The 25,529-nt window shown below is 39.9% G+C and carries 26 protein-coding genes; 10 read left to right on the forward strand and 16 right to left on the reverse strand.

Translation table 11 applies throughout. The features are described 5' to 3' along the window. Window positions 1–46: 46 nt before the first annotated feature. The 6 genes from LF822_RS19670 to LF822_RS19695 all read left to right on the forward strand — a co-directional run bounded on the left by LF822_RS19670 (window position 47) and on the right by LF822_RS19695 (window position 4,920). Window positions 47–1,153 carry an NADH:flavin oxidoreductase gene (locus LF822_RS19670; RefSeq protein ID WP_253925802.1) on the forward strand — a complete coding sequence of 369 codons (1,107 nt, stop codon included), beginning with the start codon at window positions 47–49 and terminating at the stop codon, window positions 1,151–1,153. A gap of 430 nt (window positions 1,154–1,583) precedes the next feature. Continuing rightward, a complete protein-coding gene (locus LF822_RS19675) occupies window positions 1,584–3,623 on the forward strand; it encodes a bifunctional metallophosphatase/5'-nucleotidase (protein ID WP_253925803.1) in 2,040 nt (679 codons plus the stop codon). A 124-nt stretch (window positions 3,624–3,747) separates the two neighbouring features. Beyond that, window positions 3,748–3,936, forward strand: coding sequence for a hypothetical protein (locus tag LF822_RS19680; RefSeq protein ID WP_253925804.1), 189 nt, complete (start codon window positions 3,748–3,750; stop codon window positions 3,934–3,936). A gap of 117 nt (window positions 3,937–4,053) precedes the next feature. After that, window positions 4,054–4,557 (forward strand): sigma-70 family RNA polymerase sigma factor, encoded by a 504-nt coding sequence (locus tag LF822_RS19685; protein WP_253925805.1) that lies wholly within the window; start codon window positions 4,054–4,056, stop codon window positions 4,555–4,557. Beyond that, entirely contained in the window at window positions 4,548–4,700 is a 153-nt protein-coding gene (locus LF822_RS19690; RefSeq protein WP_253925806.1) for a YvrJ family protein, read from the forward strand. The genes LF822_RS19685 and LF822_RS19690 overlap by 10 nt, the downstream gene beginning before the upstream one ends. Further along, window positions 4,690–4,920, forward strand: coding sequence for a helix-turn-helix domain-containing protein (locus LF822_RS19695; protein ID WP_253925807.1), 231 nt, complete (start codon window positions 4,690–4,692; stop codon window positions 4,918–4,920). The genes LF822_RS19690 and LF822_RS19695 overlap by 11 nt, the downstream gene beginning before the upstream one ends. Window positions 4,921–5,170: 250 nt before the next feature. Here LF822_RS19695 and LF822_RS19700 read toward each other — a convergent pair whose 3' ends face one another. From LF822_RS19700 to LF822_RS19715, 4 genes are all read right to left on the reverse strand, one after another. Continuing rightward, entirely contained in the window at window positions 5,171–6,625 is a 1,455-nt protein-coding gene (locus LF822_RS19700) for a carbon starvation CstA family protein (RefSeq protein ID WP_253925808.1), read from the reverse strand. Window positions 6,626–7,014: 389 nt separating this feature from the next. Then, on the reverse strand, window positions 7,015–7,764 hold the full coding sequence (locus LF822_RS19705; RefSeq protein WP_253925809.1) for a hypothetical protein: 750 nt from the start codon (window positions 7,762–7,764) through the stop codon (window positions 7,015–7,017). Window position 7,765: 1 nt separating this feature from the next. Next, a complete protein-coding gene (locus LF822_RS19710; protein ID WP_253925810.1) occupies window positions 7,766–8,476 on the reverse strand; it encodes a hypothetical protein in 711 nt (236 codons plus the stop codon). Between the two features lie 38 nt (window positions 8,477–8,514). Beyond that, a complete protein-coding gene (locus tag LF822_RS19715; RefSeq protein WP_253925811.1) occupies window positions 8,515–8,730 on the reverse strand; it encodes a hypothetical protein in 216 nt (71 codons plus the stop codon). Here LF822_RS19715 and LF822_RS23265 point away from each other — a divergent pair. The 4 genes from LF822_RS23265 to LF822_RS19730 all read left to right on the forward strand — a co-directional run bounded on the left by LF822_RS23265 (window position 8,722) and on the right by LF822_RS19730 (window position 11,275). After that, window positions 8,722–8,847 (forward strand): nuclease-related domain-containing protein, encoded by a 126-nt coding sequence (locus LF822_RS23265; protein ID WP_483867094.1) that lies wholly within the window; start codon window positions 8,722–8,724, stop codon window positions 8,845–8,847. The two genes, LF822_RS19715 and LF822_RS23265, sit on opposite strands and share 9 nt — an antisense overlap. 1 nt (window position 8,848) lies before the next feature. After that, complete coding sequence (locus LF822_RS19720; protein WP_253925812.1) at window positions 8,849–9,151, forward strand: hypothetical protein; 303 nt, start codon at window positions 8,849–8,851, stop codon at window positions 9,149–9,151. A gap of 237 nt (window positions 9,152–9,388) precedes the next feature. Then, entirely contained in the window at window positions 9,389–10,192 is an 804-nt protein-coding gene (locus LF822_RS19725; RefSeq protein ID WP_253925813.1) for an alpha/beta fold hydrolase, read from the forward strand. A gap of 24 nt (window positions 10,193–10,216) precedes the next feature. After that, window positions 10,217–11,275 (forward strand): SDR family oxidoreductase, encoded by a 1,059-nt coding sequence (locus LF822_RS19730; protein ID WP_253925814.1) that lies wholly within the window; start codon window positions 10,217–10,219, stop codon window positions 11,273–11,275. Window positions 11,276–11,315: 40 nt separating this feature from the next. Here LF822_RS19730 and LF822_RS19735 read toward each other — a convergent pair whose 3' ends face one another. The 12 genes from LF822_RS19735 to LF822_RS19790 all read right to left on the reverse strand — a co-directional run bounded on the left by LF822_RS19735 (window position 11,316) and on the right by LF822_RS19790 (window position 25,526). After that, window positions 11,316–12,497 carry an MFS transporter gene (locus LF822_RS19735; RefSeq protein ID WP_253925815.1) on the reverse strand — a complete coding sequence of 394 codons (1,182 nt, stop codon included), beginning with the start codon at window positions 12,495–12,497 and terminating at the stop codon, window positions 11,316–11,318. Window positions 12,498–12,640: 143 nt separating this feature from the next. Next, entirely contained in the window at window positions 12,641–13,633 is a 993-nt protein-coding gene (locus LF822_RS19740; RefSeq protein ID WP_253925816.1) for a metallophosphoesterase, read from the reverse strand. A gap of 12 nt (window positions 13,634–13,645) precedes the next feature. Next, window positions 13,646–15,436, reverse strand: coding sequence for an ABC transporter ATP-binding protein (locus LF822_RS19745; protein ID WP_253925817.1), 1,791 nt, complete (start codon window positions 15,434–15,436; stop codon window positions 13,646–13,648). A gap of 18 nt (window positions 15,437–15,454) precedes the next feature. Continuing rightward, window positions 15,455–16,624 carry a nucleotidyltransferase domain-containing protein gene (locus LF822_RS19750; RefSeq protein WP_253925818.1) on the reverse strand — a complete coding sequence of 390 codons (1,170 nt, stop codon included), beginning with the start codon at window positions 16,622–16,624 and terminating at the stop codon, window positions 15,455–15,457. Next, the gene (locus LF822_RS19755) at window positions 16,599–17,072 is read right to left on the reverse strand and encodes a lasso peptide biosynthesis B2 protein (protein ID WP_253925819.1); all 474 of its coding nucleotides are present in this window, start codon (window positions 17,070–17,072) and stop codon (window positions 16,599–16,601) included. Before LF822_RS19755 ends, LF822_RS19750 begins: the two co-directional genes overlap by 26 nt. A 5-nt stretch (window positions 17,073–17,077) precedes the next feature. Then, window positions 17,078–17,392, reverse strand: a complete 315-nt coding sequence (locus LF822_RS19760) for a lasso peptide biosynthesis PqqD family chaperone (RefSeq protein WP_253925820.1) — start codon at window positions 17,390–17,392, stop codon at window positions 17,078–17,080. Beyond that, window positions 17,343–18,311, reverse strand: coding sequence for a phosphoenolpyruvate carboxykinase (ATP) (locus LF822_RS19765; protein WP_253925821.1), 969 nt, complete (start codon window positions 18,309–18,311; stop codon window positions 17,343–17,345). Before LF822_RS19765 ends, LF822_RS19760 begins: the two co-directional genes overlap by 50 nt. 66 nt (window positions 18,312–18,377) lie before the next feature. Next, entirely contained in the window at window positions 18,378–18,533 is a 156-nt protein-coding gene (locus tag LF822_RS22950) for a paeninodin family lasso peptide (protein ID WP_256522430.1), read from the reverse strand. Then, window positions 18,530–20,494: an asparagine synthase-related protein gene (locus LF822_RS19775; protein WP_253925822.1), complete on the reverse strand. Its 1,965-nt coding sequence runs from the start codon at window positions 20,492–20,494 to the stop codon at window positions 18,530–18,532. The genes LF822_RS22950 and LF822_RS19775 overlap by 4 nt, the downstream gene beginning before the upstream one ends. Before the next feature lie 87 nt (window positions 20,495–20,581). Next, on the reverse strand, window positions 20,582–20,710 hold the full coding sequence (locus tag LF822_RS19780) for a paeninodin family lasso peptide (RefSeq protein ID WP_253925823.1): 129 nt from the start codon (window positions 20,708–20,710) through the stop codon (window positions 20,582–20,584). Then, window positions 20,707–22,653, reverse strand: a complete 1,947-nt coding sequence (locus tag LF822_RS19785; protein WP_253925824.1) for an asparagine synthase-related protein — start codon at window positions 22,651–22,653, stop codon at window positions 20,707–20,709. The genes LF822_RS19780 and LF822_RS19785 overlap by 4 nt, the downstream gene beginning before the upstream one ends. 272 nt (window positions 22,654–22,925) lie before the next feature. Next, on the reverse strand, window positions 22,926–25,526 hold the full coding sequence (locus LF822_RS19790; RefSeq protein ID WP_253925825.1) for a hypothetical protein: 2,601 nt from the start codon (window positions 25,524–25,526) through the stop codon (window positions 22,926–22,928). Between the last annotated feature and the right edge of the window lie 3 nt (window positions 25,527–25,529).

Here is a 25,529-nt window from a genome sequence, read left to right on the forward strand (position 1 = left end):
TTTTGCCGTTAGTATGAATGAAATATTGAATTCAGGAGGCTTATTTATGAATTATCATCAATTATTTTCAGATTTTAAATTAAAAAATACCACATTGGACAACCGATTGGTCGTTGCCCCGATGACACGAATCAGCGCAGAAGACGATGGACGGGCAAACGTAACGATGAAAAAATATTATGAACGGTACGCAAAAGGCGGTTTCAGTGCTGTCATTTCTGAAGGAATCTACCCGGATGACCAATATAGTCAGGGGTACTACAACCAGCCCGGCTTAGCGAACGGCAGTCACACAGAATCATGGAAGCTGGTGGTGGAAGCTGTTCAGGATAACGGAGCACTGTTTATTGCGCAAATCATGCATGCCGGCGGTCAAAGCCAGGGAAATGATTATACAGACGAAACCATCGCTCCTTCCGCGGTAGCACCTAAAGGAGATCAACTCGAATTCTATGGCGGTCAAGGTCCCTTCCCCAGCCCGCGCGCCATGAGTGAAGAAGAAATTAACGAAATAAAGGAAGCTTTTGTACAGAGCTGTCTCCGTGCTAAAGAAGCAGGGTTTGACGGAATAGAACTGCACGGAGCAAATGGCTATCTCCTCGACCAGTTTTTAACTGATTATCTTAACCAAAGGGAAGATCAATACGGCGGCTCACTGGACAATCGATTACGCCTTATTCTGGAACTAATTGAAGACGTCCGCGATGCAGTCGGCGAAGATTATCTAGTCGGGATCCGTCTATCCCAGGCTAAAGTCGCAGATGGAGAGCACAAATGGGCAGGCGGTGAAGAAGAAGCCGAACACATCTTTACGAAGCTCGGGGTAACTTCACTTGATTACATTCACGTAACAGATGCAGATGCTGCGGAACCTTCTTTTGGAAAAGGTACGCGGACATTTGCCCAGGCAGCTAAAGAATTCAGCCGTCTTCCTGTTATTGCAAATGGAAATCTGGGAGATCCATGGAAAGCTGAACAGGTTTTGAAAAATGAACAGGCCGACTTAATTTCTCTTGGGACAAGTGCCCTGGCCAATCCTGACTTTCCCCGCAAAGCGAAGCAGGGGATGGAAATGGAGGCATTTGATTTTAGCAATACACTGCTTCCAAAAGCCTTTGTTAAAGACCACGAGCTTGATAAGGAACTTGTCTAAAATAATTATTAATCCGCTTCTTTCGGGAGCGGATTTTTTAGTTCATTTGAAACAGTCCTTTATTACCTGCCAATAGTTTCTTCCCCTTACTTTTCCCGCTCATTATTTTAGCAGCGCCTATTTCATGTAATCAATGCCCTCTGTTTTTCTTAATTCTCACATAGAGCTTAAGTCCCTGACTACAATCATAATAAAGGTTATATCCGACTATTTCTTACGACTCATAGACAACTTTTAATAATTATAGTCGTTATTACACGATCAGCGTCTTCTGAAATAGAAAATTGCAGGTCCAATTACACAAATTGACAAAAGATATCAAAATACCTTCCTATGTATGTAAAATTTAAGTAGATTGATTGATTTTTAAATTGTGAACATTCTGTTACATTAAAGAAGGTTTACTATTACATTTGAAGGAGAGGAATCTATGAAAAAGAGACAGTTTCTAACCGTTCTTGCCGCACCTGTTATGGCATTGAGTCTCTATCAGGCCGACTCAGTCAAAGCTGATACGAACTTTGATGCAGTTAACATGAGTGACACAGAGCTGATGATCGAGAAGAATATTATGCAGGAAAAAGGTAATGGTAAGGTACATAATAATTCAGAGATTACGAGAAATGAAGTTAAGAAGATGCTGCAGCGTGCAGATGAAATGGAAGGGTTAAATCCTAAAGATATTTTCTTCTCCGACTCCTCTAATAAAGGAAAAGGTGCCAATCCGAACGAACCTATAACTAAGCTGGATATGGCGAAAGTATTTACGCTTGCTATGAATAACGGCAAACAGCCTGACACCGACGTAGAGGTATTGAATAATTTTAACGATGTAGATTCCATCCCGGAGGAGGCTAAGCCTTACGTGGCATACGCTTTACTTGCCGGTGCATTTGACATTTCATTTGAAGACGAATTTAATCCGAACGAGCCCATGGACCGTGAAGAAGTAGCTGCCTCTTTTAAACCATTAGTTTTCGATGTCATTGATATTCTATCTACCAATGATGTCCACGGAAATATTGAAGAAGATTCAGAGTACGAGCAGGGCGGCATGGCTATGGTAGGCGGGCTGATCGAAGATTTCCGCTCAGTAAATGGTGATGGAACTGTGGTAGTAGATGGCGGTGATACGATGCAGGGCACCCTTATCTCCAACTCATTCGATGGTCTGTCTACTATTGAAACACTGAATGATATTGGATATGATGCCGGTTCAATCGGAAACCATGAATTTGACTGGGGTGTAGATGTTCTTCAAGACCGGTTAGAGGATGCGGACTACCCAATTTTGGGGGCTAATATTTTTGAAGAAGATACAGGCGAGCGTCCTGACTGGGCACAGCCTTACACCATGGTGGACATCGGAGGGTATCAGGTTGGGATCATCGGTTTTGCCACAACCGAAACTCCAGAAACCACCTTATCCACTCATGTCGAAGGATTAGAATTCCCTACTCCAGCTCCAATCGCTGAAGAATTAACCGCTGAACTGAAGGAACAGGGAGCAGACATGGTTATGGTAACTTCCCACCTGCCAGGCTGGCACGAAGAAGAAACCGATGAGATCATGGGCGAGCTTGCCGACCTGGCTGGATCGGAAAATGGCGGACTTGACGCTTTAGTGGGCGGACACTCCCACGAGCGTGTAGCCGGACACGTTAATGATATTCCTGTTGTCGAAGCTGATGAGTATACGAAAGCCGTCGGTCACATCCAGCTTTTCGTAGACCGTGATTCTAAAGAAATTTACAGCTCAGATGTAGATATGCTGGAAACTTACTCTCACCTTGCTGGAGAAGACGAGAGCGTAAGGGATATCGTAGACTATTATCAAAATGAGGTTGAAGAAGTTACAAGTGAAGTAGTATCTACTACAGAAGGACCTATTACCCGTGATCGTAAATACGGCGATCTTGGCGTCAGTCAGCTGGGTAACATGATTACAGATGCTATGCGGGAAACTGCCGGGACTGACATCGCTTTTCAAAACAGCGGCGGAATCCGAAATGATATCGGAGAAGGCGAAATTACGTATGGAGACGTGTTTGAAGTTCTCCCGTTTGATAATTATAATGTAACAGCAGACATGACAGGCGAACAGATTAAGGATATTTTCGAAGGACCAGCTGAGGACGACTGGAACTTCATGCAAATTCAGTTTTCTGGGATGAATGTCGTCTATGATCCTTCTCAAGAAGACGGGGAGCGCGTCTCCTCTATCGAATTGTGGGATGGAACTCCTGTGTATACCGAAGGAGAAGAAAATGATGAAACGTTCTCTGTCGTAACGAACAACTTCCTATCTACAGGTACAGGGGACGGATACTACACATTCGGCGAAGTAGAATGGGAAGCTGACCCTGACTTCCAGCGCGAGCTGTTTGCCGATTATCTGCGTAATATTCGTGATCAAGGTGAAACAATCAATCCTGACGATGCTTTTGAGGATCGATTAATTGAAGAATAACTCTAGTAAACCAGCAGAGTGGGGGCTCTGCTGGTTTTTTATTTTGACCTTACCAGCACTCCATTTGTCGTCCGTGCCTGATTAATGTAGAGTAGCGGGTAAGAACATAACAAGGAGATATCTCATGAGAAAATGGCAGGTTTACGTTTACCCGGTACTTACAGGAGTTTTATGCGTAGTCTTGTATTACTTACTGCGCACAGCGCGCGACGCCCCATTTGAATGGCCGGTTCCAATCGGCCTCTTTGTCAGTATTACAGGAATTCAGTTTCTCCTCTATCAAAGAGCATATAAGAAACAATTTGAATCCTAAATTCCCCTTTTATATAAAAAGAGGGGTATTTTTTCGAACAAAAACACGAACACTAGTTCGTAAGTAGGTTGTGAATTTTCACGTTCAACCCTTATTCTTTAGTAAGGAGGGTGGCAAATGAGGAAAGAATTTGAAAAACAGCAAGCAATGGCGCAAAAAAATACATCCGTCTTCGCAGCTGCCATAAACAAGCCTTCGACCAAAAACTGCAGGTATGTAAATCCATTGTATGACCCTGAACAAATTGAAGCGCGTTTTGTAAATTATGTCACCACAGCGCTGTGGCGGCAGGCTAAAGATTATCATAAAAAACGCTATAGTCATCAGCAATCGATAAATGTGGAGGACATCGAAATGATCTCTGCAGATGAGGATGTGATTCAACATCTAACGGAACGTGATCTATTTGAATCTCTGGAAAATAAAGAGTTGTATAGAGCTGTAAAGAAACTAACGGACAGGCAGCAATATGTCCTTTACACTTATGCAGTCGAGAGATTCACCTTTCAAGAAATTGCGGATCAACTGGAAGTCTCCCAGCAGTCCGTTTCTAAAACATACCGGCGCATGATGACTAAACTGCGACTAACTCTTAAAGGAGATGAGCAAATATGGGATTAGATCTGTGGGTACAGGCCGTAGAGAGCTTTGGCTTCCCGATTGCCATTGCCTCCTTCATTTTATTCAGGTTAGATAAAAGCATCCAGAGGCTGGAGGAAACGGTATTCGATCTTATAGAGGAGGAAAAGGAAAGTGGAAAGTAAACTGTATCACCTATTACTTCGGGCTAAAAACAATGAAGAGCAGGCAGTGTCAGAAGTCATTCAAAGATTCGAGCCCAAGATTAAGAAACTGAGTTCAACACTGCCTCAATCAGAACGAGAGGATTTAGAACAAGAACTCCGTATTCAGCTCGTTCATTCGATCGAGAAGTTTAACGTCGATCACCTGACTCCATTCAACTGCTGCGACGATAATCAATAAGCTGTCCTTCCGCCCAAACAGGACAGCTTTTTCGATAACAAAAGCTTAAAGCGCACTGGCAGACACGAAACATAAAAGCATAACGGCCGGAGGAAGGTGTTTTTAACCTTTCACAGGAGGGATTAGCTTATGACACGAGTGTCTGGGCGCTGGAGCTGGATGTCGCTCTATAAAAATTATCCACAGTTTGGAATTTTATAATTTCATAGTACACAAAAAAACCTGCCTCACAATGGAGACAGGCTTCACGTCAGCTAGCTTCTGTGGCAACCGTAGAACGCCGTGTACGTTTTACAGATTTGTTTTTTACAACTTGAGTAATGAACCACCCAAGAACAGCCAGCCAAATGATGCCTCCAATAACCATGGAAACGTCATAAGGAAGTGCAAATCCTTCTGGAGCATAGAAAATATATGTGCTGACGACTGCCGTCATGAACAATGCCGGAACACTGCAGATCCAATGAAACTTCTGTTTCTGCAGGAGATAAACAGCTCCCGTCCAAAGCATGACCGTTGCAACAACCTGGTTAGACCAGCCAACATATCTCCAAAGAAAATTATAATCAATCGTTGATAGATAAAAGGCCGGAGCCGCGACAACAAAAACAATGAGTGCGCTTTTTAGTTTTCCTGGGACAGCTTCTTCAGCGTCTTTCTTTGTCAACAACTCACTGAGCATCATCCGTGACGAACGCAAGGCCGTGTCCCCAGTAGTTATTGGCAGGATAATAACTCCCAAGACAGCCAGCACACCGCCAAATGTACCAAGCGTGGTTGAACTGATTTCATTGACTACTCCTGCCGGTCCTCCCGCATCAAGTGCAGCCTGAAGACCGCCTGTGCTTCCGAAGAAAGCCATACCTGCTGCGGCCCAGATTAAGGCAATAATCCCTTCTGCAATCATAGCTCCGTAGAATACTTTCCGCCCTTCACTCTCTTTTTTCAGCGTACGGGCAAGAATTGGACTCTGCGTACTATGGAAGCCTGAAATAGCTCCACAAGAAATCGTAACCATAAGAAGCGGCCACATCGGCAGCTCTCCAGGGTGCAAATTGCTAACCGTCAAGTTAGGAACCGGATTCTCAAAGAAGAATAACCCGACCCCGATCGAGACAGCCATAAAAATAAGAACAGCACCAAGAATAGGATAAATTCTTCCGATGATTTTATGAACAGGCAGCATCGTCGCCACTAAGAAATAGGCAAAAATAATGATAAGTGCAGTAAAAAACGTAAGTGGCGTTGTTTGAGCAATTAATTCAGCAGGACCTGCCGTAAATGCAGCTGCTACAAGAATCATCAAAGCAATCGACAACAAATTAATGACCCTGGCCACATTGTTCCCTAAATATTTCCCAACGATAGTTGGATATTGCGCTCCCTTATGTCGTACAGACATCATCCCGCTGAAATAATCATGAACCGCTCCAGCAAAAATACAGCCGATCACAATCCAGATAAATGCTACCGGACCATACAGTGCGCCCATTACAGCACCGAAAATCGGCCCAAGCCCAGCGATATTGAGGAGTTGAATCAGGCTCGCTCTCCACCAGCTCATGGGCTGATAGTCGAAACCGTCATTATGTGAATAGGCAGGCGTTTGATTCTCGTCGTTAATACCGAAAATCCGTTCGACCACCTTTGCGTATATAAAATAGCCTGCTAGTAATAGTAAGATGGATGCAACAAATGTAAGCATCGCCAAGCCTCCTCTCAAAATTGAATGTAAGGAGTATTCTATACCGGTTATAACCTGATAACAACCTCTATTCTGAAAATTATATATTTTTTCTTATTTCTCTAAATTTTAAAGCGTTTTCACTGTCATGAGCAGGTTCACAAGGCATAATTTGGCAGAACAAAGGCGCACTGGTAGACACGACACGCATAAGCAAAACAGCCGGAGGAAGGTGGTCTTTTTATCCGCAGGCCGGTTTGCTTAGACCATAAAAAAAGCGGAATTCTGAAATAGAATCCCGCTTTACTATGTAACCTGCCACCCCAGTAGAGAATGGTTAAGTTCCCGCAGTTGTTTTGCGCTGAGGTGGCATTAATTTAAAAATAGCACAGGGAGAGGTTGGAATCAAGTTACTGTAATTGTTCTTCTTTAAGCATACTCGGATCCACCCATGGAATCATATCAAGTTGTTCCCCATTATAGAAACTATACTGTCCACCTTTTTCATCTAATTGAATATGTTCTCCCTCTTCATTATAAGGAACATAGGACAACTGCAAAGGCTGAATAGATTCTGAATGGTTAAACATAGCGGCTGGTCCTGTTTTCTGTGGCTGTTCTAAAGAAGCCTGCTGCTCCAACAACTCCTTCCATGATTCAGGGATCGCCTGAACACCATAATCTTTATTATTCTCCATTTCATCCTTAGAAAATATTTGTGGTATGTATCTCTGCTGGCTGCCAGAAATGTTAAAGTTGCGTTCTCTCTCAAAGAAAATTTCCAATTGTTCCACCTGGTCATCAGGATGTAAATTCCATACGAAATAAAACGTATCTGGATTATCTTGGTCTATTTTCCACAGGGCAGGCTCTCCACCGTTACTCACGGCTCCTAAAGTCCATTTACCTTTCTCAACACTCCAAACGCTTATCCCCCGTCTGCCATTCTCCCCTATATAAGGAAAGAAAGCATGCCGCTCACCTACCAGTTGACGGTCGAGAATTTTATCAACTTTACGCCCGTCTAAGGTAGATTCTATTTCGTCTATCAGTGTACTGTTTTCGGGGAGATTCTCCGGTATACGCTGGTTGAAGAAGATAAAGGAGCAGATAATAATGATAAGAAGTATGGGGATCCCTATTATAAACTTCTTCTTCATGTTATTCCCCCTCCTCTAATACCGACTGCTCAGTTCTCACATAAAACTGGTCTTCCTCCGTTTGAATGAGAAGCCCTTTTCCATCTTTCTCTACAAAAGTAACTGCCCTTAAATCGCTTCCTGATTCAGCCTGCACTCCCGATAAAACATAAGGAAATCTCTCTTTCTCCTCACGATCCTCTGCTTCCCGGTGCCACCTCATACTGTCAAACTCTTCAATTTGAGCATTTTCCAATTCCTTTTCTAACCTTTCGATATGTAAGGTTTGCGGTTCCGCTGATTCGTGGGATAAATGCACCTCTGCTTCATCCGTCTGAGCTAAATATGTAGTGGGATCATTTTTATCATACATAAGATCAAATAATAGCGGTGTTAATAGTCCGGTTAATAAAAAAACATAGTTAAACACAAATCCCATCCAGGCATAGCGGCGATATAACGGCCATCGGTCCTCGTTTCTTCTTTTAATGAAAAAATAAAGAATACCGACGCCCAAAGGCAAAATCGCAATACTGATCGGATACCCCTGAAACTGAAAATTAACGGAAAATGAAAAAATCCCCACCAAAGCTGCAAGCAGAGCTTTTCCAATGTGAGGTTTTTCGGACTGTTTCTTATACGTGATCGTGAAAATCGTGATGAGGATTGCATAAGCAAAAACTAAGAGAATGATCTCAGGGAGATTCCAGGACCATTCAAAATCATAAGACATTAGAAGCATCTCCTTTCTTCACACTATTTTACCAGAAATCACCTTAAGGTTGAGGTATAATTTAGGGAAAGGAGTGATGTACCCATTTTTATGAACAAGTTAAAGCTCTCCACAGGCGTGTGCCTATCGAGCACCCCAGCCGAAAAAATATTGAAGAATATGTAAACTGCCGGTCTACAGGAGCCAACGATGAAGATTTCCTCCGCTATTGCCTCACCCACTTCCCCCAAACCGAATCCTTCTCCATTTTCCACGATGTCCGCCTCCCCTTGCTCAATGACGTTGTTGTCCAAATTGACGCACTCATTCTAAGCAGAAGCTGCATCCTTATTTTAGAAGCGAAGAACTTGGAAGGAAAAAAATACTTTTGATATGGACCGCCAACAATTAGTCCGTGTTTTGGACGGTGCAGAAACCGGAATACCGAGCCATTTAAGTCAGGCAGACAGGCAGTGGCTGTTGGAAAGAGAGCTCCCTTTACCGGCAATGGAATCATTTGTCGTTTTCACTAATAATGGCGCTATTATTGACTTTAGTGATAAGCAGCACACTGATGTACAAAGGGGCGTTCGAGTCGAGAATCTCCCTGGACAAGTCCGTAATTTTGCACAAAAATATATATATGCTGTCTTAAATCTTGAGCAATTAAAGCTGATAAATTCAGATTTTCGCTGATACCCTCTTTTCACATAGCCAGCTGCCCCCAATAACTCATCTAGAACGCTTCCTTTTTACCATATTCATCCTGAAAATCTGTCCACATTCACAAAGTTCACAAAAAAATTAAGAATTCGCCTATTAAGGCTAGCCCCCTGCGCTTCTATGCTTTACTATGAGGAGAGGCAGTTTATTCTGTCGAACCACTACGACTTCAATCGAATTGAATATAGTTCGTATTTCAGGAGGGTCCACGTGTTAGAATATAAGGTATATAACAAAGTTAGTAGCAAAGAAGATTTAGTGCTGCTGCACGGCATGGGCGGGAATTCTAACATTTTCTATAAACAGTTAAAGTATTATCGCGAGCAATTTAACGTCATTACGATTCATTTACCTGGTCACGGTAATTCCCCCAGCTTAGATCATTACGGGAAAGAGTTTCTACATGAGTTAGTGGCGCAGGAAGTCATTAAAACACTTGAGCATTTAAATATCCAGCGGGCACATTTTGTCGGGGTGTCGCTTGGCTCCGTTATTCTTCATTATATGATGAAGAGCCATCCCGAGCGTATTCAGAGTGCGGTGCTGTCTGGCGCAATTACGAGATTTAATCTTTTCTCTAAATTTTTACTTTTGATTGGGCGGATGTTTAAGTCCATTACGCCTCATTTATGGATCTATTATCTTTTCGCTCATATTATTATGCCTAAAGCGAATCATAAGACTTCAAGAGATATTTTTATTAAGGAAGCACAGAAAATGAAGCGGGAGGATTTTATCGGTTGGTTCAATTCCATAGATAAAGTTGCCCGTAGTTATGACCTGGTACCAAAACTAGCTAAAAGTATCCCAAAGCTTTATGTATCAGGCAGTGAAGACCATCTCTTTATTAAGAATTTAAAAAAAGATGTGAAGCAGGATATCAATGCCACATTCAAGCTGATTGAGAAGTGTGGACATGTTTGTAATATTGAGCGCTATAAGGAATTTAATAAGCTGACTCTTGATTTTCTTAAAGGAAATCAAAGCGTTAAGCCGACGAAGCAAATTTCTTAAAGTATTGCTCCAGGAGTGAAGAATTTGAATTTATTTTTAACGGGATCGACTGGTTTTCTCGGGGGAAAGCTGATTAACAATTTGATGGATGATACCGATCATCACGTCTATGTATTAGTACGGAATGTTGCGAAAGGTGAACGTCTGATTAATCAGTTTTCTGAAGATAAACAGAACAGAATCCATTTGATTAAAGGCGACATTACAGCCCCCTATTGTGGGTTATCACAGGAACAATTTGATAAATTACAGCACCTCGGCATGCAGTGCTTCTATCATTCTGCAGCTCTCGTAAAATTCGATGTGGAATTGAGCGATGAGCTGTTTGAAATCAACTACGAAGGAACGAAAAATACACTGGAGCTGGCCAAAGCTCTTGATGTCCAGAAGTTTTTCTATATCAGTACAGCTTATACGGTTGGAAAGAGCAGTAAAGGCGTAGAAGAACTGTATCCTATCGATGCTGAGTATCACAATCCTTATGAGGCCAGTAAAGTACAGTCCGAGCATCTTGTATTTTCTTATAAAGATCAAATGGACGTATCTATTTTCCGTCCGGCTATCATCGTTGGAGATTCAAAAACCGGGGAAGCCGATTCTGAATTTACTCTGTACGGGTTCATGCGCGCGCTTCATATATTCAAACGCCGGGTCGCAAGAAAAGATAAAGACAACCCGGATGTTAAATACCGGGTGATTGCTAACGACGAAGGAACTTCTAATTTTGTCCCTGTTGATTATGTAGCAGATATTTTAAGTCTGGCAGTAACTAAAGCAGAGCCAAATAAGATCTACAACATTACGAATCCGAATCCACCCAGCAACGTAGAAATTCTCAATATGTTTAAATCTGCACTGAGCTTTAAGGAACTGGACCTCATCAATTCGAATAACATTACAGACCTTACCCCGGAAGAACAGCAGTTGAACGGTATGATCGATATTTTCCGCGTTTATTTGGCTGCGAACGTTACATTTGAAGACTACAACACACAGGAGCTCATCAAAGGTACGAATGTTAGGCACCTTAACCTATCCGAGAGTACCCTGCAGATGATCATCGAAGCCTATTTCAAAAATTAAAAACGTCGAAGAATCCCTGGAGATTCTTCGACGTTTTTGTTTAGGAGGAAGCATATCCTTCCTGAGTTGACTTCTTACTGTCTAAGAACAGCGATGCAATCAACATCATAACCAGAAAGACCAGAACAATACTAAATCCGCCCTTTTGTCCGAACCAATCAGAAGCCAACCCGACAATATAACCGGCAATTCCTCCGCCGATTCCTGAAGCAATATAAATCAGACCTAACGCTGAACCACTTGTTTTTGACAGCTGCGTACCAAATGCCGTGGCTGTCGGGAAAAGCGTAGAGAAGAACAGCCCTGCTCCCGCAAACAAGTATGGAAAGCTGTCAGCGAATAGAAAACTGATACCTACCATTACGACAGACCCTGCTGAGAATGTAATTAAGATGATCCGCTCATTAATCCAATTCGACAGATACGCAACTGCCAATCGGCCAATCATGAAAAATACAGAGAATAACGACAGTATCGTTGCCGTCATGTCATCCTTTTCATCCGTAGACAACCCGCCTAAATCAAGCGACTTTAAATAAGTAGGGAAAAAGTTTGTAAACGATACTTCTGCCGATACTTGCAGCATGAGAAAAACCATAAGAAAGACAAACTGCGCATCCCTCAACATCGGGATAAAGGCCTTCAAATCAATTTTCTCTGCCCTGCCGGACGGGAACGCCACTGAAGTAACATAAATAATAACCGCTACGAGAATCACCGCAATACCAAGGTAAAAGACTCTCCACGAAGCAAACTGAAATAAGAAATTCAAAATTTGCGGGAACAGTACCATACCAAGCCCATAAACACCCATCGCATAGTTAAACATCTGGCGCTGTTTATTAGGATACGCTGCGGGTACAATCGCATTCGATGCAACCCCTAACGATCCCAGCCCAAAACCAACAATCATGTAGAAACCTAAGAAAAACATCACATTAGGTGCTAATCCAGTCCCTAAAAATCCAAGCCCCATAATAATGGAACCAATGACTGTCATAATGCGCAGTCCTTTTTTATCCGTATAATAACCGATAATTAAACTGGCTAACGTAAATCCTAATTGGAAAATAAATACGACAAGTCCGAACTCATCCATATTCAATCCAAGATCTTCTTCCACCTTATCGAGCACAATCCCTTTCGTATTTGTTACTCCGCCCGAAATAAACTGAGTAAACATAAGAATAATTAAAGCGTGTATACTTTTTCCTTTAGTCATGAAGACTACCTCCTGAATGGCTGATTTTTATTATATAAAAATAATTCCATTTCCGGAGATACCCGCTCATACTAGTAGCAAAACAACGATTTTTCAATGTAAGCGCTGCTCTAAAAAAGTTCTATTTTTCAAAAAAATCTGCCCTAGGAAGAGGACAGATTTGTAAAAGTAATTAAGTTTATTTCCGGCGTATTAAACACCCTGAACTTTAAAAAAGGAATAAAATTACTCGCTCCAAGACCACGGCTTACGTATTGCTGCGTGCCATTATATTCCCACAATCCGCTCACCCTGTCACGAGGCGGCAGCAGTCCGCTTCTCGGTCCCCATGGTTCCGGCACAAACAGAGCTCCAATAAAAGGAACCCGGATCTGACCGCCGTGATAATGACCGGCCATAATTAAATCATAATCCCTCCAGACATACCGCCCGCCTTGCAGCTGCTCTATTCTTTCATCAACTACAGGATAATGATTCAAAGCAACCAGCAAATCATGATCATCTTCATTCATATGATGAACTTCCTCAACTAAGCGCCGATGATGATTACGATACTGGCTCGTGTGTGAATATTGTGGCCGCACTCTCCCTTCAGCGGTTACGACCCCCTGGTCAGGATGCAGAATAGAAGCCTCAAACATGTCAAACCGGACCCGTGCTCCATCCTTCTCCACATAAGCAGCGGATTCAAGAAGACTTACGCCGCGCTCCTCCATCCCCTCCACAAACTCATCCATTACATATTGATTGTCACCATCAATATAGTAATTCTCAGGGTCAGCATTTCCCGGGACATAAAATGCAAAATCCTTATTTTCTATACCTTCGATTAAAGTGTAAAAAGGCTCGTAATTCTTACTGTCTGCTCCATTCAGCATATCGCCTGTAAAAACGATCGCGTCGTAGTCAAGTTCATTGATTGATTCAATTAATTTAGCTTGATTACCGCCGAAGATTTTCTCATGTAAGTCCGTGATTTGGAGAATAGAAAAACCTTCTAAATCACTCGGAAGTTCTTCAATTTCAACGGTTTGTTTTACTAATTTTATTTGCTGGTTATCCCAGATAATATAAATGGCTGAAGATATGACCAATACAATAATTATGATGAGCATCTTTCGCACGACCTTTTTCACTTTTCCTTACTCCTAATGGGTTGCTTTTAATTGGTTTTGCAGTAAATGACTGAACATGCTCCGTTTTTGTTCAGCTAATTGAGTAAAGCCGCCTCTTTGAACCACTTTCCCTTCGTCCAATACTACAACTTGATCTGCGCTTCTAATTGTAGAAAGACGATGAGCAATAACGATAATAGTCATCTTGCCTTTTAGCTTTTCAATTGCTTCTTGAATATTTGCCTCATTTTCGGTATCCAGGGCACTGGTTGCTTCGTCCAGCACAAGGATAGAAGGTTTACGCAATATAGCTCGCGCTAACACAAGACGCTGCCTTTCCCCGCCGGACAATTTAATTCCACGATCACCTATCAGCGTATCTAGTCCTTGAGGTAACGACCTGACAAAATCAGCAGCAGAAGCAAACTCCAGCGCTTCCCACAGTTCATATTCTTTAGCTTCAGGTAATACAAGAGTGAGATTTTCTCTTATACTAATATTAAATAAAAACGGATCCTGTGGTACATAACTTATCGCTTGGCGGAGCGCTAATAAATTATCGCTTGTTAATGGCTGATCATCTAAGATCACCTCACCCTGCTCCGGTTGATTTAATCCCATTAACAAATCAATCAGCGTACTTTTCCCCGCTCCTGAACGACCTACAAATGCCGTCATTTGATTTGCAGGAATGGTAATATTAATGTCTTTTAGTGCGTAATCCGCTTGATCTTGATAACGAAAGGAAACATCACGGCATTCTATTTTCTTACTTACTATTAAAGGTCTTACACTAGATATATCTGTGGTATGTTCACGTGCCAGGCTGCATTCCTGCTGAAGTGCTTCGACTGCTCTTAAAGATGGTAAGCTAGTGAAAATTTGCTCCAATGAAGCTTGAATCCCTGCCACCTTAGGCCACAACCTGGAGAAGATAACAATTACCATCATCAATTGAGCCGCCTGGGCGTTAAACATGGTAAAAGCAAAATAAATAAAGGAAGCAATAATCACTGCTGAAGCAGCTTTATAATAGAATTGAGAAGTAGTTTTAAGGTGGGTGTATTCAACCTGTTCTTTCTTAATTTGGTCTGTAATAGCTTCATACCAATTCATACGAGATTTTTCTAATGTATTACTTTTAACATCTTTTATCCCATTAATCTGCTCCGTAATCCCTCCGATATACCGGCGGCCAAGTTCGAAGTTTCGGTTACCTAATGCCAAGGATCTCTTAAGAAATCGACGATTAAAAAACAGCAGAACTATCCCACACAATAAAACGAAGATCGTAATGTTAGGAGAAAGAATAAATGCTAGACCGATTTGAATACATGTGAAAATAAGCGAAGCAAGAAACTGCAGCACGGAATGGGTACCTGCATTAGCCCGACCGATTTCAGTTGTCAATATATTAATGAGATCAGACTTTCTATTACGGATGAAAAAACTCCAATTGGAATTTAAAATCGAACGATAGGTTTTCACACGTAAATGTCTTAAAAAGCCTTGTTGAATAATTGCATTACGTACAGCAATCCTGCGGTTAATCAAATTTTGACTGATCACAATAAGTACAAATATGGCTAGGATAAGCGGCAGACCAATAGATTCAGGAATACTATCCAGAAACGTAAACAAACCCGCAAATGGCATACTCCCCGTACCAAGGTCGATAATTCCACTCATACTAATCATTGGAACCAGTAATAAAATACCTACCCCTTCCAGCAGACCAATACCGGCCATAGCCAGTATGTTAACGTACAGAATCTTTCCGGAAAAAGCGTGGATTTGCTTCAAGAAATAAAGAACGTGGTTCATAAATAACCCTCCCTTCTCTTAGACAAGCCTTCTCGTTTTCCTCCATCCCCATATAAATGGACGCAATGGAAAATACAAAAAATGAAGATTTTTCGGCAGTGGCAGTGTTTGTGCATCTTGGGGGTAAGGATATAAAAAACTTAAAATAAAATACACTCTTTGCTGAAACGACATCAATGCAAATAGATGGCGCTTGTGGTATTTAGCTACCTCTGGATCCAATGGTTCAGAGTGTAGATTAATCATAGACTCTAAATAGTAAACAGCCTGTTGAGCTAATTTCCGGGATTTATTTGTTTTTTGATTAGGAATAGTTTTACTATAAGTATGATATAATTGTTCCGCTAAGTAGATTGCTTGAAATCCAGTATGCTTATTTCCATATTTCTTAAGTAATTTATAAGCTTCTTCCCACTCAAGCTTCATTTTCATCAATTGGTGTATATCGACGATCCAACGCAGCCTAGACCAACCGTGTCTGGCCCCATGAGATGCGAGAAATACAAACAGATCTTCTTTGCTAAGAATGTAAATTGGCTGCTTCGATAAGCTCATACTTCTCTTTCGCGCCCACAATTCTGAAAACCCTGGTTCTTTTCCAGGTCCCGGGTTTAGACGCCAATGAACTTCTACTTTCACACCCGTTCCAGGGTGAATATAAGTAACGTGGTGATGCCGCCACTTCCAATCATTTAAGATCGTTTCAATATAATCATCCTTCTGATAACCTAAATCTTGTAATAACTTTTCAGCATCAGATAATTGATTTATAGGAACAAGTACATCTAAATCGTTAGAAGTACGTAAAGATAAGTCCCCATATAAATCTAATGCAAGCAGCGGACCTTTAAGGAATAGAATTTGAAGCCGTTTTGCAGAGAATAATTTGCTCAGCTGCTCCATTACTTTACTTAAATGAAGCATTTGAAAGGTATTTCGCTTATAATCAGCAGCTACAGTTTGTACCACGTAATCAGGAACCAATTCAGGGCTGCACCACTGTAACTTTTTATAAAGAACAGGATAAATACGATGGTGTCTACTCTGCTTTATAAAAACATCCCAATTCACTCCATGAAAAAGAGAGAGGTCAATATTTTCGACTTGGTCTGAAGTATCACATTCTACAAGGCTGATAATGAGTTTGAGTTCAATGGGCACCTTAGATAAGTTCAGTCTTTGCCTCATGCTGCTGTCCTCCTACCCGCTTAGCAAATTTACCGACCACTGTAAACTTTTCCATTCCCTCAGCTCCAGTAATATAATAAGGACCACAACGCAGCCATGCATGAGCGATCATTTCCCCACTTTCATCGCGTGCCGTACCAAAGTATAACGTACTACTCAACTGACGTCTTTCAAGCATCTTCATAGCTGCAATCGCTTTGACCATACACTGACTTTCCCAAAAAGTATACCGACTGACAATTTGAATAGATTGAGAGATTTTCGCCAGCTCTCTTCGTTCTAATAGTGAGTTTGTACTTGTCTCCTCTGAAGCTGATCCAAGAGAAGGGGCCAGCCTTTCAAATGGAATACTCTTCCGGTAACGTGCCCAGGCAAGCAAAAAATAAGCTTCTATCATAAGCTTTTTACTACTTACATCCATTTGCAGAAACGCTCTCAACTTGTTCATCTTTATTAATTCCCTTCTAGAGAAACATACCGATGGAATTCAATTAACCCCTCTTCAGATAATTTATTTATGAAAGCAGTAACCTGCCTTTCGCACTCAGGGCGTTCAACCTCATATTGAGCGAGTAAGGAATCAACAACTTTGTCTATTTTCACAGGGGACGCAATTAACTCCCAAATCACTCCCCCCATTTCTCCTAAGTTGTAATATTTCCCATTTTCAACGCTTAGCATTACTTTTTCGTTTCCCATATCACTCACTATGTTTCCTTCAGATTGGCTGACTAAAAGATTCAGTGATAGTTCCAACTGTTTTTCCAACCTTATGCACCTCCAGTTTTGATAAGAGCAAATCAGTTAATTCATGAGCAGTGAACCTCGACTTAGGCCGCTTCAATGTATATAGATCTATATAGCTGCAAATTTGTGCCGATACGCTGAAATGCCAATCTACCAGTCCCATTCGAGGAATCATGAAATTTCGATACGTATGATTAAATATAGTGTGTAAACCATGCAGTTTTTCTATTTGCTCAAATTGAATCTCTTCCCCGTCAACTTTCTCTAATTCTATGATCCCAGCTAACGGAAGCTTCTTTGAGTAAAACTTATCTGACACTGGAATCGCATATTTGGATTCTCTATTTATAATCGGCCGATAACGTTCAGACTCCATGCCGAAACCATCAAGACTCTCCTGCCACAATTTCTGCTGCGGGTAAGCGGGCGTTACCATAGGGATACCGTTTTCAACAGTAACAGGAATAACGTCATCACTAACTAATTGAAATCCTCTGTTCAAAATTGCTGATGCTGTAGTCGACTTGCCTGCCCCGGAATGACCTACAACAGCATAGGCTTTCCCATCTATCTCTACAGCACTTCCATGTAACGGAAGAATCTTGCGCTGCATGAGGACACTGCCCATACACGTTCCTAAAATATAAAGACGAAGTTGATCCTCTTCTGCCTCGTCAAAAGCATGGAAATAAATGCGCTTACCATTCTCAATCTTATAGATGGCTACATTAGGTATTCTAAAAAGGCATTCTTTAGCCTCAACATAAAAATTCCGATTCTGAACAGTTTTCACATTCCATTCATCTAATAAATCTTTTTGTTGAATGTAAAGATCAAAGTCGGTTTTATGATTAATTTCCAATAGCTCCGGCAAAGATAGTTCACTCATTATATTAAATCCGAATGCCGTGTACATAATTTGTTTCGAGGTGACAGGCATGACGGCTCATTCCTCCTCTTTTAGAAAGTGCCCCTATCCCTTTTCTGAAATAGGGGCACATAATACTTAACTGCCCAAGCAACTAGCGTTTGATTGCCCAGGATGTGTCTCCCCTCTTGGTGCTTCGCCTATGTCAAAGCAATCTGCATTAGCGTTACCAGGACCATTCATTGTCATACTGACATCTAAAACTTCTAAAATTGGCTGTTTCCACTCTTTCAAATCCCCATCACCTCCTTTCTTTCTATCGATTTAATGAACCTTGAGACAATTAAACTACGAGTGAGCACCTTGAAATCTTCTTCAAATACCATTTCCGGTCTTGGAATAGTTCCCAGCCTATTCATCGCTTCTTGTATAAGCTGTATATTCAAAATTTCAGCTAATTCGGAGTCTCTGCAAATACAATCAACTTCTTGTCTAAAGTCTTTCCAACTGCCAGTCATCCGATGAATCGTATCCGCCCCCTGCAACCCTCTAACATGGTAATTTAACCTCACTTTTTCAGGAAGAAAGTTCTTGGTAGCTTCACGTATAAATGAACGATCCACCCCGTTCTTAACATATTGCTCATAAGGTAATGACAAGCAAAATTTGATAACATTAATGTCATTTGTAGGATCGCGGTTCCATAGCCCATAGCGCAACGATAGATTTGTTTCTGCTACTCCACTTTTATTCCATACATAAGGCTTTTGAAAATAATCTTTTCTGTATTTAGTCAAGTCTTTGATAGAATCAGGGTATACACTCTTGTTGTAATCTAATAAACGAGTATATACATCTGTTTTCTTGGCAAGAGAAGGATTGATAAGTGAAGATAGCTGACTTTTTGACTCTGAATGGATGGATGATTTAGGAATAGCTTTTTTTGCTAAGATAGGTAATATATTTGATTTTCCTGTCTTATAGGTCTGAGTAAATTCATTAAGCTCCCTGTAAAGCTTTTTCCATTTCAACCCCTTTAGTAAGGAAGTGTAGTATTCCATATTTAAGTTCCAGGATCCCCAGGAGATAGAATGATTTCCTCTAGCTCCATTTAAGAGAACCTTTATCCCTCTTTTTTGAGCCTCTTCATTAATCCCTTTAAGCCAATACGTATTTTCAAAAAATTTATAAGGCATTTCCATTAATTCAATAAATTGATCGACTTCAGATAAAGGACTTTTTCCTTCAAACTGAAGAAAATGAGAGTCGATATTACCAACGTGGTTTATCGTTTCTTTAATTAAATCTGCTTCATTTGGCATGTAATAGTTAGGCGTCCAATCTTCAAAAGTGCTTTCAGGAATATAGCTGAATGTATGGAGCACTTTGTCTTCTTTACTTAACTCTTTAGACGCAAAACTAACGACCGAACCAGAATCCAGGCCACCGCTTAACTGAGATCCAACATTTCCGAAAGTTCTTAAACGATCTTTAACAGCACGTCCAAAAACTTCATGAAATGTCTCAGTATAATCCTTTGAAGAGTTTAATTTTAATTCTTTAACCTCACCAATCGTGTCATATTTCTTAAGCGCTACGTTCCCATCTTGAACAGTAATACTATGCGAAGGAGGTACTTGGTGTATAGATGTATAGACCGTAGAAGTCATATCCACCGCTTCTATCATGGTAGGAATGGAAAGAAACTCAGCCAGCCAAACTTCATTTATCTTCTTCTCCACAAAAGGCAGAGAAAACAAAGGAGCCATAGTCGTAGAAAATGCAAATCGCTGGGGATCGTTATAAAAGTAAAGTGTTCGTGAACCTGAAAAGTCTCGAGCACCAAACAGCTTCTGTTCAGATTCATCCCAAATCATAAATGAAAAATCACCTACCAAATGCCGGGGAACTTCTTCTTTCCACTTGCTGTAAGCTAACAATATGAGTTGAGTATCCGAAATCAGCTTTCCTTCTGTTTGGGAAATTCCTAACTGACCAAAAAGCTCATTTCGATTATCAATAATGGCATCAGATGTTATAGCTAGTTTTCTTTCGTAATCGTAATAAGGTACGACTTCATTTATAGATTCAGGGGTTATCCATTGAGCGTGGCAGCCCAGAAATACGTTGTGCTTTGTCCATTCTCTTTTTGAGTCAAACTGATAACTATTAAAGCTTTTCATTAGGTTGTATATGTTTTCTGTGGGGATAAACTGCTTATTATCTAAGTGTAGCAGCCCGACTATAGCACTCATGCATAACTCCCCCTTCTGTAAAGTTGTTATAAAAGTTATATAAAATATGTAGGCCCCCGAGAGGGCCAGTAATTTCGACTATCCACATTAACTGTCGTGGTGCACATCTTCGTCTGGATCATGCTGTTCAGCATCAGGTATAGTAAGTCCTGGTCCTGCCATCGTTAGATTTACATCAAGGACTTCAAGTTTAGGCTCTTTCCATTTGCGGCTCATTTTCTCACCTCCTTTAATGAGTTTTTTATTAGAAATCTATTTAAGATTAATAATCTCATTAACATTTTAAAATCATGATTAAAAATTAATTCAGGTTTAAGCTCTCCGTTAATTTTATTCAGAGAATCTTTAATGACATTTTCATCTAAATATTGAACCACTGAAGAATTTTTTAGTAACCCTTTAAACTCATTAATTAACTCATTCCAATGAGACCCCAACCTTTGAGTTCCGTCAGCACCTTGGAGCCCTCGATACTTAAAATTTAATCTCACTTTATCAGGCAATATACCTTTTGTAGCTCTACGAACAATTGAACGATCCATACCATTTTGGATATATTGGGAATCAGGTAAAGATAAACAAAATTTAATTACTCTTAAGTCGTTCGTTGGATCCCTGTTCCATAAAGAATATCTTAGTGATAATTTAGTAGCACTTGTTCCATTTCCCCAATAATAAAGTTTTGTGAATTGATTTGTTCTAGCTTCGTAAGTATTAGGAAGGTTAGTCCCTGTGAAATCAATACTATGTTCTCGTAGACGATTGTAAACATTTGTTTTATCGGCAAATTCAGAATCGATTATGCTAGGAATAGATTTAAATTCCCCTAAATTATTTACCGGTTTTGCAAATGCCTTCTTTCTTATAATGGCTAATGTTTTTCTATTACCTGTCCCTTTAACATGCCTGTATGCATTCATTTCCTTAACAAGAGAAATCCATTTAAACTGTTTTAGCAATTTAGTATAATAATCAAGTGCGTATCCCCATGAAATCGTATAGTTACCTCTTGCTCCGTTTAATAAAATACTAATATCCTGTTTTGCAGCCTCTCTATAAATCCCAGACATCCAGTATGAATTCTCAAAAAATTTATAAGGCATTTCTAATGTATCCAACCAATCATCCACCACTGTATAAGAATTATGACCTTCAAAAGAGCAGTAGTGATCTCTTATGTTGCCTACGTATTCAACAGTATTCTTAATAAAAGGCCTCTCATCAGGGATTTTTGTCTTAGGAGTCCAATCCTTGAATTCTTTAATAGGTACATAACTGAATGTTTTAATGGTCTTTTTCTTATCCCTTAAAGAACTTGCAGCAAATCCTGCCACTGCTCCAGAGTCTAATCCTCCACTTAAATGCGCCCCAATTTCCTTAGTAGTTCTTAACCTTGCATCCACCGCTTCTTTAAATACTTCTCTAAACGCTTCTTCGTATTCTTCATTAGAATTTAACCTTAGCTTCTTTATTGAACTGAAATGATCGTATTTCTTAAAGGATAGTTTTAATTTAGTTACTGTAATTGTGTGAGATGGCGGAATTTGATTAACTTGATTGTAGATAGTTGAAAACAAATCTACAGAGTTAAACATATCAGGAATTGCCAGGTAATCAGCTACCCAATCTTCGTTAATCTCCCTTTCAACGTAAGGTAATGCTAGTAGTGGTTTAATTGTGGTACAAAAAGAAAAACTGTTATGGCCCTGAAAGTAATACAAAGTTCTAGCTCCTGAAAAATCCCTTGCCCCAAAAAGCTTCTGCTCTCGCTCATCCCAAATCATAAAAGCAAAATCTCCGATTAAATATCTTGGAGAGTCTTCCCCCCAATTGTGATAAGCAAGTAAGATTAATTTACTGTCCGGCATATTTGTTCTAAGAGCCTTACTCACACCTAAGGCATTAAATAATTCTTCACGGTTATCGATAATAGCATCTGCAGTTATGCACAATTTTCGGTCTGGGTCATAATATGGGAGCTTCTCACCCACCTGCTCAGGAGTTATCCATTGACTGTGACAGCCCAAGAAAATATTGCGATCATTCCACGTTTGTATGTCATCGGCTGGGTATTTTTGTAGAGATTCCATTATGGAATTACTATGCATCATAGGAACAGGCTCATTGTTAAGGTTTATAATTCCAGCAATAGCGCTCATAGCAATCCCCACTCTTTTATAAATAATTTAAATTCTTAATAACGAACGATTATGTGTAAGAATTTGTTTATTGTAGTAATTATATAACGTTTCATACGCTATTATTCTATATAAAGAACTTATCACACTTTTATAAAGAACACAATATTGAAAACAAATATTTCTTCTTATTTTTTCAAAATTTGCACAATTAATTCATTTGATTAAAAAAAATTAAAACATGAAAAAGAGTGCTGAGATCTCAGCACTCTTTTTCATGTTTTAATCATACTTCAATCTGCTATCAAACCATATGGTTTAAAGATGGCTCTTTCACTTTTATACTCCCAGGTAACTTCCCCATCTTCCTCACTTCCCGAAGTGTGTGTCGGACCTGAATCAGAAGATGTTCCAGCATTCAACGCTTCATAAACCAGTCCGTTGTGGTGGATAGTACTTCCAGCAATATAACTCGTAGAAGACTGCCAGGTTAAATCGGTTGCTGTACCCTCATGAATACAAATCCATCCTATATACCCTCCAGGCTCCAAGTTTGCCTCTTCTAACTTTTGCCTATACCTAAAATATCCCGTGGTAGGTGCTGAAGAAACGATGAAGTAAGGATCTTTAATTCCATTGATCAAATTATTAGATAGGATAAGATCTTGATTGTTAGGATTTATCGTTGTGTTTTCTAATACATTATCCCGAAACTGAAAATCAGGTATTGAATATCCCGATAAAGGCATGACTTGCATCGCTTCACCTGAGGAAGTAAAAGTATTGCCTTTCACAAGAAATTTTTCACATGAAACAAACCGAGAAGTAAGCAGCGAAATAATATTGTCTGGATTATCATCGACTGGTGCCATATTAAAACGGTTATTGAGAAACTCCACTTTTCCATTCATATCACGGAAATATACAAATCTATTCTGAGTACTGTTAATCTCACACTGTTCAAACCTTAAAATGTCCATTGGTTGATCATAGCTTGCGAAAAATTCGGTTTCATTAAATGTACAGTCTTTGAATTCATATTTGTAGCCGGTTGAGTTGACTCTGAATTGTAATGGTGAATCCAAATCTGAACAGTCAAAGTAGCATCCTCTATAGTCGCCTGGAGCAATAGTTACCCCTAAAGTTCCTGGTGTGAGCTTTAGATAATTGTTGGTAAACATCCAACCATTTTCATCTGAATAATTGTATATCCGTGCTTCATCTAAAACATTGTCTTGAAGCATCTGTGGAGTTCCTGAAGTCTGTAGGTTATTACTATCGCTTGTAGCCGAAATGTTATTGGAATCTCTAAAAAAATAATTAGAATTCACTAGTGATGTATAAGCTATTTTTTTATCTAAGCCTAAAGAACTGTTATAGAAATAATTATTGCTAATTAGATGTCTTCCAGTACTCCTTGAACCTACTGAAGAGTGAAACATTGTATTTCCGCTAAAAAGTGCTTCCCCCTGAAGATCCCAGCTAGAAGAATTAATGATATTATCTTTTATATGAACTTGCCTACACTCACCCCAGACAGTGCTTTGTCCCAACCTATCCATATAATTACTATAGAAATAAACATGTTGCGTGCTTACAAACGCAACTCCAATTCTGGAATCATAAAAGTGATTATTGTAAATTCTAATATTTTGGTTTAATCCGTAGCCATCTTCAACGTCAATAATGCAACCAGGGGAAGCTCCTCTAATGTGATGGATTTTATTTTCATTAATAAACAAATGTTTTCCTGTGGGAACGACTCCACATCTACGGGCATGATGAAGATCACACTTTTCTATATAAACATACCTTGGACATAAAGATACACATAAACTTAACGCTGTCCCTTCTGTATCTGTGGGAAGTGTACCTTGATAGTAAGACAGTTTGATCTTTGTTGCCCCTTCAGGAATTTCAATATCATCAAATACTTTAGCTCTAATTAAGGAATCTACAAAGTTATTGTTTTCATCGTAAAATATTACGTCAAAGGTTTCACTTTCAATGTCACGGCCAAAATCACCCCAGCTATTCCCACACACATTAAAAAAACCATAAATATTTATAGCTGCAGTTGGTAAAGAGATATAACTATTGCTTCTAATCCTTGAAGAATCGCTGAACAATTCACCATTATTTGTATCAATACTCCCTTGTTCCCAATGATCGAATGCATTCATGTTGTAGAAATTCGGTAACGCTTCTGTATAGATGCAGTCTCCTGTGAAATTATAGATATTAAGAAAGTCAATATGAATATATCTTGAGTGGTGTTCAACTGTAATCCCCATCCCCCACTCATGAGTTCCTGGGATACTTTCATAATCATGAGTGTATCTATCGCCTTCAATATCTCCATTCGTTACCCTAATAAATTCTGAGTTATTTTCAATTAAGATAACAGTATACCTTTCAAGACCATTATCCTGTATACGAAGCTTTGAGCCACCTAAATTAAACGTCATTCGGCTGGGTATTAATATTGGATTATTTTCATCAATAAGATAGGTACCATCTGGCAAAACGAATTCATTGTATCCCATTTGACTTGCCCACTGAAGTGCATCATTTAAGTGTTGAGAAGTATTAACAGCATCTATTCCCTCGTTAGATACTTCCCATTTCTCTAATTCAAGAGTATAGCTACTGGTAATGTCGGGGACTACCTTCCAACTACCGTTTTGATATGCAATTAGTCCTCGCTCATCAACATTATTAAAGTCAATATCCTTAATATCTTCGATTGAAAAATCTTCAAACTTTTGGTCAATATCTGCTAATTTACTCTGCAGGTTTTGAGTCTCGTTCACATAAATTGCTTTTGAAACAGTTAAAGGATAAATAAATTTGTCATCACAATTATCTTTTAAGCGGTTAATTTTACCTAGCACATC

This window comes from Halobacillus sp. A5 (assembly GCF_024189315.1).
Lineage (GTDB): Bacteria > Bacillota > Bacilli > Bacillales > Halobacillaceae > Halobacillus_A.